Raw genomic sequence first — 10,750 nt, 5'->3', positions numbered from 1 at the left:
ACCCGGCGGCTTGTTTGCCGTTGTTCCGTGTCAGTGGAGGCGCATTATAGGGGGTAATTCCGAACCTGCAAGTACAAAGTGAAAATTATTTACCGACCGCTCACTTTCCAGGCAAATCACACATCAACCATCTATTTTTGCCTGGTTTTTAAACAAAAACGAGCCGCAAGCGGCTCGTTTTTGGTGTTTTGTGACTTACTGCACTGCCACAATTTTGTCGTCGTTCACTTCCAGGCGAATTACTTTCCCCGGAATCAGCTCGCCGGAGAGGATTTGCTGAGCCAGCGGGTTTTCGATCTGCTGCTGGATAGCACGTTTCAGAGGACGCGCACCATAAACCGGATCGTAACCATTTTCGCTCAGCAATTTCAGCGCTTCATCAGAGATGTGGATTTCATACCCACGCTCTTCCAGACGTTTATAAAGACGCTGCAGCTGGATCTGCGCGATAGAAGCAATGTGTTTTTCACCCAGCGGGTGGAAGACGACAACTTCATCGATACGGTTAATGAACTCAGGACGGAAGTTCTGGCTCACAACGCCCAGCACCAGATCCTTCATGTGTCCGTAATCCAGCTCGCCGAAACGTTCCTGAATCAAATCGGAACCGAGGTTAGAAGTCATGATCACCACGGTATTGCGGAAATCGACCGTTCTGCCCTGCCCGTCGGTGAGTCGACCATCGTCCAGAACCTGCAGCAGGATGTTGAACACATCCGGATGCGCCTTCTCCACCTCATCCAGAAGAATGACGGAGTAAGGACGACGACGAACGGCTTCCGTCAGGTATCCGCCCTCTTCATAACCGACATATCCCGGAGGCGCACCCACCAGCCGCGACACGGAGTGTTTCTCCATGAACTCGGACATGTCGATACGGATCATCGCATCGTCGCTATCGAACATAAAGTTCGCAAGCGCTTTACAGAGCTCTGTTTTACCCACGCCGGTAGGCCCAAGGAACAGGAATGAGCCGATAGGACGGTTAGGATCGGACAAACCAGCGCGGCTACGACGGATCGCATTCGATACGGCTTCAACCGCTTCATCCTGACCGATAACACGGCGGTGCAGGTCCTGCTCCATTCGCAGCAGTTTCTCACGCTCGCTTTCCATCATGCGGGCAACAGGAATACCGGTCCAGCGCGCCAGCACTTCCGCGATTTCTGCGTCGGTCACTTTATTACGCAGCAGACGCATGGTTTTGCCTTCTGCCTGTGTTGCGGCTTCTAACTGTTTTTCCAATTCTGGAATTTTACCGTACTGAAGTTCCGACATGCGCCCCAGGTCGCCGACGCGACGAGCCTGTTCAATAGCGATCTTCGCCTGCTCAAGCTCAGCCTTAATGGTCTGGGTTCCAGAAAGGGAAGCTTTCTCGGCTTTCCACTCTTCTTCTAACTCAGAGTACTGGCGCTCTTTGTCTTCCAGCTCTTCGTTAAGCATATCCAGACGTTTTTTACTCGCTTCATCTGACTCTTTATTAAGAGCCTGCTGCTCCAGCTTGAGCTGAATGATTCGGCGATCGAGTCTGTCGAGCTCTTCCGGCTTCGAGTCAATCTGCATACGAATGCTTGATGCAGCTTCATCAATAAGGTCGATGGCTTTGTCAGGCAACTGGCGATCGGCGATGTAACGGTGCGAAAGCGTTGCCGCGGCCACAATCGCCGGATCGGTGATCTGCACGTGGTGGTGCAGCTCATAGCGCTCTTTCAGACCACGCAAAATCGCGATGGTGTCTTCAACCGTCGGTTCAGCGACAAACACTTTCTGGAAACGACGTTCCAGAGCAGCATCTTTTTCAATGTACTGACGATACTCATCGAGCGTTGTGGCGCCCACGCAGTGAAGCTCACCGCGCGCCAGCGCAGGTTTCAGCATGTTCCCGGCATCCATCGCGCCGTCGGCTTTACCCGCCCCCACCATCGTGTGCAGTTCGTCGATAAACAGAATGACGTTGCCTTCCTGTTTTGCCAGATCGTTTAACACGCCTTTCAGGCGCTCTTCGAACTCACCGCGATATTTCGCACCGGCCACCAGCGCGCCCATGTCCAGCGCCAGTACGCGACGGCCTTTCAGCCCTTCCGGCACTTCGCCGTTAACGATACGCTGCGCCAACCCTTCAACGATGGCCGTTTTACCTACGCCTGGCTCACCGATAAGCACCGGGTTGTTTTTGGTACGACGCTGCAGCACCTGAATGGTGCGGCGAATTTCTTCATCACGACCGATAACCGGATCGAGTTTGCCCTGCTCGGCACGCTCGGTCAGATCGACGGTAAATTTTTTCAACGCCTGACGTTGGTCTTCGGCTCCCTGATCGTTCACGCTTTCACCTCCGCGCATTTGTTCAATCGCCTGAGTCACGTTGGCGGTTGTTGCTCCGGCAGTTTTCAGCAGGTCGGTCAAAGTACCGCGTGATTCAAGAACGGCCAGAACAAACAGTTCTGACGAAATAAAGTTGTCCCCACGTTTTTGCGCCAGCTTGTCGCAAAGATTCAGCACGCGGACCAGATCCTGAGATGGCTGAACATCACCGCCGGTCCCTTCGACCTGCGGTAAACGGCTCAAAGCCTGATCGATGGCCGTGCGCAGCTGGCCAGCATTAATGCCAGCGGACGTTAATAATGGACGTACCGATCCCCCTTCCTGATTCAGTAAGGCGCTCATTAAATGAAGAGGTTCGATGAATTGGTTGTCGTGCCCCAGTGCGAGAGACTGGGCATCGGCGAGAGCAAGCTGGAATTTATTAGTAAGACGATCCAGACGCATAACTCCTCCCATAACAGGTCAAATTTGCTACTGGAGATTAAATGAGGTCATCCCTCAATTATTCAAGGTTAATGACCAGAATTATGTGAAAAGAAAACGGCACGTGCCGGATCGTCTTGATTCTTTAGGTTATATCAGCCAAATGAAACTTGCCATACGGCCCGTGACCTTGTCGCGGCGATAAGAGAAAAAATCACCCTTTTCGGTGAACGTACAGCGATCGCCCCCGAAGATCTGCGTGATACCAGCGCGATTAAGACGCTGTCTTGCAAGCTGGTAAATATTAGCCAGATATTTTTCACCTGATGGCATGAAAGCGCTGGCGGCCTGCGGATCTTTAGCCATAAACGCGTCACGAACCTCTGGCCCAACCTCAAATGCGCGCGGGCCAATTGCCGGGCCAAGCCAGGCGATAATGTTCGCAGGGCTATCTTCGAAGCAGGAAATTGTCTCTTCCAGGACGCCTTCACATAATCCTCGCCACCCCGCGTGTGCAGCAGCGACTTCGGTTCCGGCCTGATTGCAGAAAAGCACGGGCAGGCAGTCGGCGGTCATGACGGCACAAACTGTCCCGGGAGTATTGCTGTAAGAGGCGTCCGCGCGTTTGGAATCATAGGGTTCCCCCGTTAGCTTCAGAACCTCTTTGCCATGAACCTGTTCCAGCCAGACCGGTTTCGACGGCAGGTTTCCAGCCGCAAACATGCGCTTGCGGTTTTCCTCTACGTGTTCGAGAACATCGCCACAGTGCGCGCCGAGATTTAAAGACTCCCACGCCCCCTGGCTTATTCCGCCGATACGGGTCGAACTACAGGCGGCCACGCCAGCGGGCAGCGGCCACTCCGGGACAATCAGTTTGGTCATAACCAGTCCACTTGCTCCTTGTGCTCTTCAAAATCAGCGCGCAGGGCTTCGATAAGCTCAACCATATCCTGTGGGATAGGCGCGTGCCATTCCATCTGAATGCCGGTGATTGGGTGATACAAGCGCAGCATTGTTGCGTGCAGCGCCTGACGGTCAAATTTACGCAGTACGCTGATGAACTCTTCAGACGCACCCTTTGGCGGGCGCGGGCGTCCACCGTAAACCTGGTCACCCACCAGCGGATGGGTAATGTGGGCCATGTGAACGCGGATCTGGTGAGTACGACCCGTTTCAAGACGCAGACGCAGGCGCGTATGGATACGGAAGTGCTCCATAATGCGGTAGTGCGTCACCGCCGGTTTGCCCATTGGGTGCACCGACATATGGGTACGTTTGGTTGGGTGACGGCTGATTGGCTCGTCAACCGTGCCGCCCGCGGTCATGTGACCGATTGCGACAGCTTCGTATTCACGGGTGATTTCGCGCAGCTGCAAGGACTCCACCAGACGCGTCTGAGCGGGAACGGTTTTCGCCACCACCATCAGGCCCGTCGTGTCTTTATCCAGACGGTGAACGATACCGGCGCGCGGCACGTCAGCAATCGGTGGGTAATAATGAAGTAACGCGTTCAGCACCGTGCCATCAGGATTCCCTGCGCCCGGATGAACAACCAGGTCGCGTGGCTTGTTGATCACCAGAATGTCGTCATCTTCATAGACAATTTCCAGTGGGATATCCTGCGGTTCGAAGCGCATTTCTTCTTCGATTTCAGCATTGATGGCGACGGCTTCTCCGCCAAACACTTTCTCTTTCGGTTTGTCCCAGACTTTACCGTTAACCAGCACGCGCTGGTCGAGGATCCATTCTTTTATACGTGAACGCGAATAATCAGGGAACAATTCGGCCAAAGCCTGATCTAAGCGTTGACCGAGCTGATTTTCGGAGACTGTTGCGGTGAGTTCTACTCGTTGTGCCATAAACTGCTTCTTCGTTTAACGTTGGGTTTTACGGCTTTGCCGTTTAATATAGTGTGCTATTGTAGCTGGTCTTAATCGGGAGCAGGAACAGAGATTCTCCCGGACAAACATTTGAGGAAAGTCAAAACGTCATGACGCGCATGAAATATCTGGTGGCAGCGGCCACGTTGAGCCTGGCTTTGGTGGGCTGCTCCGGTTCAAATGAACAGGTCCCTGACAATCCGCCGAATGAAATATACGCGACTGCACAACAAAAGTTGCAGGACGGTAACTGGAAACAGGCAATAACGCAACTGGAAGCGCTGGATAACCGCTATCCATTTGGCCCGTATTCGCAGCAAGTCCAGTTAGATCTTATCTACGCTTACTATAAAAATGCCGATCTGCCGCTGGCTCAGGCAACGATTGACCGCTTCATGCGTCTGAATCCGACTCATCCTAACATTGATTATGTCATGTATATGCGCGGACTGACCAACATGGCGCTGGATGATAGCGCGCTGCAGGGCTTCTTCGGCGTAGACCGTTCTGATCGCGATCCTCAACATGCGCGTGACGCTTTCAACGACTTCTCCAAGCTGGTGCGCGGCTATCCGAACAGCCAGTACGTGACCGATGCGAGCAAACGTCTGGTGTTCCTGAAAGACCGTCTGGCGAAATATGAATACTCCGTAGCGGAATACTATACCCGCCGTGGAGCATGGGTTGCCGTGGTAAACCGTGTCGAAGGTATGCTTCGCGATTACCCGGACACGCAGGCTACTCGCGATAGTCTGAAGCTGATGGAGAACGCTTACCGTCAGATGCAGATGAACGCACAGGCTGAAAAAGTCGCGAAAATTATCGCGGCCAACAGCAGCAACACCTGATACGACCTAGAAAGCAAAACGGCAGCCCGAGGGCTGCCGTTTTTTTATGCATTTCTGTCGCTAGCTGAAGCGGTTTAGCTCCAACGCATCCCATCAACTATGACCGCAATTCTTGAGTTCGACAAGGTAAAAATCACCTCTACCTGCCCTGCCTCACAAAAAAGATTCCCTGACAAAAACCGACAAAATAACGTGATCTAAATCACACATTTTGACATTAGGACAGGTATGCTGGAATCACCAAGACGGAAAGACAAGAGGTAAAATTTATGACAATGAACATTACCAGTAAACAAATGGAAATTACTCCGGCAATTCGCCAGCACGTCGCAGACCGTCTAGCCAAACTGGATAAATGGCAAACTCATTTGATTAACCCACATATCATTCTGTCCAAGGAGCCGCAGGGTTTTATCGCTGACGCAACTATCAATACTCCTAACGGCCATCTGGTCGCCAGCGCTAAACATGAGGATATGTACACCGCAATTAACGATTTGATCAACAAGCTGGAACGGCAGCTCAATAAAGTGCAACACAAAGGTGAAGCACGTCGCGCCGCAACCTCGGTGAAAGACGCCAGCTTCGCGGAAGAAGTTGAAGAAGAGTAATCCTTTAAATTGAGTGTACCGCCAACGCGCCTCCGGGCGCGTTTTTTATTGACAGGGTGAAAACAGTACGGGTACTTTAACGGTATCAACCACAGGATGACTCCATGAAACAAACGCCGTTTTTCTTCGCATTCTTTTTTACCTTCCCCTGAATGGGAGGCGTTTCGTCGTGTGATAAAGAATGCGAAGACGAACAACAAGGCCTCCCAAACCGGGGGGCCTTTTTTATTGATAACGATAAATGAGACAGGCAACACTATGACACCGGAAAACCCGTTACTGGATTTACGCGTAAAAATTAGCGCGCTGGATGAGAAGTTACTGGCGCTGCTGGCGGAACGCCGCGCGCTTGCGATTGAGGTGGGCAAAGCCAAGCTGGACTCCCATCGCCCTGTTCGCGATATCGACCGCGAGCGCGACCTGCTGGAGCGCCTGATTCAGCTCGGCAAAGCGCACCATCTTGATGCCCATTACATCACCCGCCTGTTCCAGCTCATCATTGAAGACTCTGTTCTGACCCAGCAAGCGCTGCTCCAGCAGCACCTGAACAAAACCAATCCTCACTCTGCCCGTATCGCGTTCCTGGGCCCTAAAGGCTCATATTCGCACCTCGCGGCTCGTCAGTACGCGGCGCGCCACTTTGAAGAGTTTATCGAGAGCGGCTGCGCGAAGTTTGCCGATATCTTCAACCAGGTGGAAACCGGTCAGGCCGATTACGCCGTGGTGCCGATTGAGAACACCAGTTCCGGCGCGATTAACGACGTTTACGATCTGCTCCAGCACACCACCCTGTCGCTGGTTGGCGAGATGACGATCCCTATCGACCACTGCGTGCTGGTTTCAGGCTCAACCGACCTGTCGAAAATTGAAACGGTATACAGCCATCCGCAGCCGTTCCAGCAGTGCAGCCAGTTCCTGAACCGCTATCCGAACTGGAAAATTGAGTACACCGAAAGTACCTCTGCCGCGATGGAGAAAGTCGCGCAGGCCAATTCCCCGACCGTTGCCGCTCTGGGCAGCGAGGCCGGCGGCGCGCTGTATGGGCTGCAGGTGCTGGAGCGCAACCTGGCGAATCAGACGCAAAACATCACGCGCTTTATCGTTCTGGCGCGCAAGGCCATTGATGTGTCTGACCAGGTTCCGGCAAAAACCACGCTGCTGATGGCAACCGGCCAGCAGGCAGGCGCCCTGGTTGAGGCCCTTCTGGTGCTGCGTAACCACAACCTGATCATGACCAAACTGGAATCACGCCCTATCCACGGCAACCCGTGGGAAGAGATGTTCTATCTGGATATTCAGGCCAATCTGGAATCTGCGTCCATGCAGAAAGCCTTACGTGAACTGGGCGAGATCACCCGCTCCATGAAGGTGCTGGGCTGCTATCCGAGCGAGAACGTGGTTCCGGTAGACCCGGCTTAACCTTCGATAAAGCGGCTTTTCTTCATCCCTGCCACGCTGACTGGCAGGGTGAAGATAGCGCCGGAGAGCGGGAATGCCGCCAGCTCTTCCTCATCCATATTTTCCCGCGTGGTGGTAATAAAGAGCGTTTTCATATCCTCGCCGCCGAAACAGACCATCGTCGGGCAGCGCACCGGCAGCCGATACTCTTCCAGCTGTTCGCCCTGCGGTGAGAACCGCGCAACGCGCCAGCCGTCAAACAGCGCGCTCCAGTAGCACCCTTCAACGTCCATTGCGGCGCCGTCAGGAATGCCCTCCCCTTCCTCAAATCGATGAAAGATCTGCCGTTGACCCGGCTCGCCCTGGGCATCCAGCGGTGTGCGGTAGATAACGCCGTTAGGGGTATCAGAGGTGAACATCCACTGCCGATCCGGGCTGAACGCCAGGCCGTTATGCCCGTGGATATCACACTGGATCACCTTCGGCGTCAGGTCGGTGTCGATTCGCATCAGCATTGCGCCGTTGTAATCCCCCGGGCTCCAGAACGTTCCCGCGTAAAAGCGTCCCAGAAAATCGGTCCCGCCGTCGTTAAAACGCGCAAGCTGCGGGTTCGATGGGTTATCGCACACCTTGCGCTGAAGCAGGCCGTGCTTATCCGTCAGCCAGACAGCGTTGCGCATGGCGACGATAAACCCGCCGCGCTCGCGCAGGGCAAAGCAGCCTACCTCTTCGTGAAAGGACAAAACGCTGTGCTCCGCCGTTGGCAGATGGTAGCGGTGGATCTCCCCTTCCAGGATATCGGCCCAGTAAAGGGCATTTTCTTCTGCGCTCCAGGTCGGGCATTCCGGCAAGTTCCCGGTGTAGTTCAACAGCAGCTTCGGTTCAGGCATGTCCGTTCCCCATAATGAAAAAAGCCAGCATAGCTGGCTTTTAGTATATACATCATCGCATTACTGGCGACTGTCATTTGCCTGACGCAACAGCGTGCGGCTTTCGCTCTGGAAGCGCTGGGCGTAATCGCCAAACCAGTGTTCGACTTTCCGGAAGCTGTCGATAAAGGCCTGCTTATCGCCGTGCTCCAGCAGGGTGATCGCCTCCCCAAATCGCTGGTAGTAACGTTTGATAAGCGCCAGGTTGTTCTCAGACGACATAATAATGTCCGCATAAAGCTGCGGATCCTGAGCAAACAGGCGCCCAACCATCGCCAGCTCCAGACGGTAGATCGGTGATGAAAGCGCCAGCAGCTGCTCAAGCTGGACGTTCTCTTCGGCCAGATGCAGACCGTAGGCAAAGGTTGCGAAGTGGCGCAGCGCCTGAATGAACGCCATGTTCTGGTCGTGCTCAACCGCGCTGATGCGGTGCAGCCGCGCACCCCATACCTGAATCTGTTCCAGGAACCACTGGTAGGCTTCTGGCTGGCGACCATCACAGTAGACAACCACCTGCTTGGCAAGGCTGCCGCTGTCCGGGCCAAACATCGGGTGCAGACCCAGTACCGGGCCTGTGTGCGCCGCCAGCATCGCCTGCAGCGGGCCATTCTTCACCGAGGCCAGGTCGACCAGAATACAGTCCTCTGGCAGAGGCGGAAGTTTCGCGATGATCTGTTCCGTAACGTGGATCGGCACGCTGACGATCACCATGCCCGCATCCTTCATCAGTTCCGGTGCGCGAGCCCAGTCCTCTTTTTCCAGAATGCGCACCTGATAGCCGGAAAGTGCCAGCATCTTCTCAAACAGACGCCCCATTTGGCCGGCGCCGCCCACAATCACCACCGGGCGCAGCGCAGGACAAAGGGTTTTGAACCCTTTGTCGTTTTCGCTGGAATAGGATTCGCGCATCACGCGGCGCAGCACATCCTCAATTAAATCAGGAGAAACGCCCAGCGCCTGCGCCTCTTTACGCCGGGACGCGAGCATAGAGGCTTCGCGCTCCGGGACATAAATCGGCAAACCATATTTGCTTTTCACCTCGCCCACTTCGGCGACGAGGGACATACGGCGCGCCAGCAAATCCAGCAATGCTTTATCTACTTCATCAATTTGATCGCGCAGCGCGGTCAATTCAGCAACCATAACTAACCTCTTAAGCCAGACGCGTCGCCAGCTGGCCGTTTAAATCTTTATGGATCTCACGCAGCAGTGCATCGGTGGTTTCCCAGCTGATGCAGGCATCCGTAACGGATACGCCGTGCTTCATGGCGCTGCGCGGTTGTTCAGATGATTGATTGCCTTCGTGAATGTTGCTCTCAATCATCAGACCGATAATAGAACGATTGCCATCTTTGATCTGTGCAACCACAGATTCCGCAACCGCAGGCTGACGACGGTAATCTTTATTGGAGTTACCATGGCTGCAATCTACCATCAGAGCCGGGCGCAGTCCCGCCTGTTCCATCTCTTTTTCACACTGCGCGACGTCTGCCGGGCTGTAGTTAGGGGCTTTACCGCCGCGCAGGATGACATGACCGTCCGGATTACCCTGGGTTTGCAGCAGGCAAACCTGGCCCGCCTGGTTGATACCCACAAAGCGGTGCGGCATGGCGGCGGCGCGCATGGCGTTGATTGCCGTTGCCAGGCTGCCGTCGGTTCCGTTTTTAAAACCAACGGGCATCGACAGGCCGGACGCCATCTCACGGTGAGTTTGTGACTCGGTGGTGCGCGCGCCAATCGCGGACCAGCTAAACAGATCGCCCAGGTACTGCGGGCTGTTAGGATCTAAAGCTTCGGTTGCCAGCGGCAGCCCCATGCTGACCAACTCCACCAGCAGACGACGCGCAATCTTCAGGCCGGCTTCCACATCAAACGAGCCATCCATGTGCGGATCGTTAATCAACCCTTTCCAGCCGACGGTGGTACGTGGCTTTTCAAAATAGACGCGCATTACGAGGTAGAGGCTATCGCTGACCTCCTCCGCTAATGCTTTAAATCGACGGGCATATTCAATGGCGGTTTCAGGATCGTGAATCGAGCATGGGCCACACACCACCAGCAGACGCGGATCGCGCCCGGCGATGATGTCAGAAATGGTCTGACGCGAGTGCTCAATTTGCGCTTCTTGCGCCACGCTCAGCGGGAATTCGGCTTTCAGCTGATCCGGAGTGATTAATACCTGTTCGTCAGTGATATGTACGTTGTTCAGCGCGTCTTTTTGCATGATTGCGATCCTGTAATGCTCGTTTGCGATAGTGGGTTTCCTCTCTGAGGTGGAACAACGATACCACACCAAGTAAAGATTTCAATCCAAAATACGTAAACATTAATTTACA

The 10,750-nt window shown here is 54.3% G+C and carries 10 protein-coding genes and 1 other annotated feature; of the genes, 4 read left to right on the top strand and 6 right to left on the bottom strand.

The annotated features are described in order from the left end of the window. Positions 1-195: 195 nt before the first annotated feature. From clpB to rluD, 3 genes are all read right to left on the bottom strand, one after another. Complete coding sequence (gene clpB / locus AB6V08_RS15490; protein ID WP_368543714.1) at positions 196-2,769, bottom strand: ATP-dependent chaperone ClpB; 2,574 nt, start codon at positions 2,767-2,769, stop codon at positions 196-198. 129 nt (positions 2,770-2,898) lie between these two features. After that, positions 2,899-3,630: a purine nucleoside phosphorylase YfiH gene (gene yfiH, locus AB6V08_RS15485; RefSeq protein ID WP_368543713.1), complete on the bottom strand. Its 732-nt coding sequence runs from the start codon at positions 3,628-3,630 to the stop codon at positions 2,899-2,901. Then, positions 3,627-4,607 carry a 23S rRNA pseudouridine(1911/1915/1917) synthase RluD gene (rluD, locus tag AB6V08_RS15480; protein ID WP_368543712.1) on the bottom strand — a complete coding sequence of 327 codons (981 nt, stop codon included), beginning with the start codon at positions 4,605-4,607 and terminating at the stop codon, positions 3,627-3,629. Before rluD ends, yfiH begins: the two co-directional genes overlap by 4 nt. A 131-nt stretch (positions 4,608-4,738) precedes the next feature. Here rluD and bamD point away from each other — a divergent pair, with 131 nt between their 5' ends. The 4 genes from bamD (at position 4,739) to pheA (ending at position 7,506) form a co-directional block, all read left to right on the top strand. Beyond that, positions 4,739-5,476: an outer membrane protein assembly factor BamD gene (gene bamD / locus AB6V08_RS15475; RefSeq protein WP_368543711.1), complete on the top strand. Its 738-nt coding sequence runs from the start codon at positions 4,739-4,741 to the stop codon at positions 5,474-5,476. A gap of 269 nt (positions 5,477-5,745) precedes the next feature. Beyond that, positions 5,746-6,087: a ribosome-associated translation inhibitor RaiA gene (raiA, locus tag AB6V08_RS15470; RefSeq protein ID WP_003863162.1), complete on the top strand. Its 342-nt coding sequence runs from the start codon at positions 5,746-5,748 to the stop codon at positions 6,085-6,087. 103 nt (positions 6,088-6,190) lie between these two features. Further along, positions 6,191-6,316 (top strand) — a sequence feature (Phe leader region). Beyond that, entirely contained in the window at positions 6,192-6,239 is a 48-nt protein-coding gene (gene pheL, locus AB6V08_RS15465) for a pheA operon leader peptide PheL (protein WP_100229775.1), read from the top strand. Its footprint overlaps the feature before it by 48 nt. Before the next feature lie 29 nt (positions 6,317-6,345). Continuing rightward, positions 6,346-7,506, top strand: a complete 1,161-nt coding sequence (pheA, locus tag AB6V08_RS15460) for a bifunctional chorismate mutase/prephenate dehydratase (RefSeq protein WP_368543710.1) — start codon at positions 6,346-6,348, stop codon at positions 7,504-7,506. On the opposite strand, the gene AB6V08_RS15455 is transcribed toward pheA, so the two are convergent. Genes AB6V08_RS15455 through aroF form a run of 3 tightly spaced genes read right to left on the bottom strand, consistent with a single transcriptional unit; the run spans position 7,503 to position 10,638 of the window. Then, entirely contained in the window at positions 7,503-8,375 is an 873-nt protein-coding gene (locus tag AB6V08_RS15455; RefSeq protein WP_368543709.1) for an SMP-30/gluconolactonase/LRE family protein, read from the bottom strand. The genes pheA and AB6V08_RS15455 overlap by 4 nt on opposite strands. Before the next feature lie 60 nt (positions 8,376-8,435). After that, on the bottom strand, positions 8,436-9,557 hold the full coding sequence (gene tyrA / locus AB6V08_RS15450) for a bifunctional chorismate mutase/prephenate dehydrogenase (RefSeq protein WP_368543708.1): 1,122 nt from the start codon (positions 9,555-9,557) through the stop codon (positions 8,436-8,438). Between the two features lie 10 nt (positions 9,558-9,567). After that, the gene (aroF, locus tag AB6V08_RS15445) at positions 9,568-10,638 is read right to left on the bottom strand and encodes a 3-deoxy-7-phosphoheptulonate synthase AroF (RefSeq protein ID WP_014832942.1); all 1,071 of its coding nucleotides are present in this window, start codon (positions 10,636-10,638) and stop codon (positions 9,568-9,570) included. Positions 10,639-10,750 lie beyond the last annotated feature (112 nt).

Source organism: Enterobacter soli (assembly GCF_964208575.1).
Lineage (GTDB): Bacteria > Pseudomonadota > Gammaproteobacteria > Enterobacterales > Enterobacteriaceae > Enterobacter > Enterobacter soli_A.
The sequence above is the reverse complement of the archived record's forward strand: the minus strand, read 5'-3'. Positions and strand labels throughout refer to the sequence as shown.

Bases quoted from the DNA above. Each gene is read 5' to 3' on its own strand.
- yfiH (WP_368543713.1), bottom strand. From the start codon at position 3,630: ATGACCAAACTGATTGTCCCGGAGTGGCCGCTGCCCGCTGGCGTGGCC.
- pheA (WP_368543710.1), top strand. From the start codon at position 6,346: ATGACACCGGAAAACCCGTTACTGGATTTACGCGTAAAAATTAGCGCG.
- rluD (WP_368543712.1), bottom strand. From the start codon at position 4,607: ATGGCACAACGAGTAGAACTCACCGCAACAGTCTCCGAAAATCAGCTC.
- aroF (WP_014832942.1), bottom strand. From the start codon at position 10,638: ATGCAAAAAGACGCGCTGAACAACGTACATATCACTGACGAACAGGTA.
- bamD (WP_368543711.1), top strand. From the start codon at position 4,739: ATGACGCGCATGAAATATCTGGTGGCAGCGGCCACGTTGAGCCTGGCT.
- AB6V08_RS15455 (WP_368543709.1), bottom strand. From the start codon at position 8,375: ATGCCTGAACCGAAGCTGCTGTTGAACTACACCGGGAACTTGCCGGAA.
- tyrA (WP_368543708.1), bottom strand. From the start codon at position 9,557: ATGGTTGCTGAATTGACCGCGCTGCGCGATCAAATTGATGAAGTAGAT.
- clpB (WP_368543714.1), bottom strand. From the start codon at position 2,769: ATGCGTCTGGATCGTCTTACTAATAAATTCCAGCTTGCTCTCGCCGAT.
- raiA (WP_003863162.1), top strand. From the start codon at position 5,746: ATGACAATGAACATTACCAGTAAACAAATGGAAATTACTCCGGCAATT.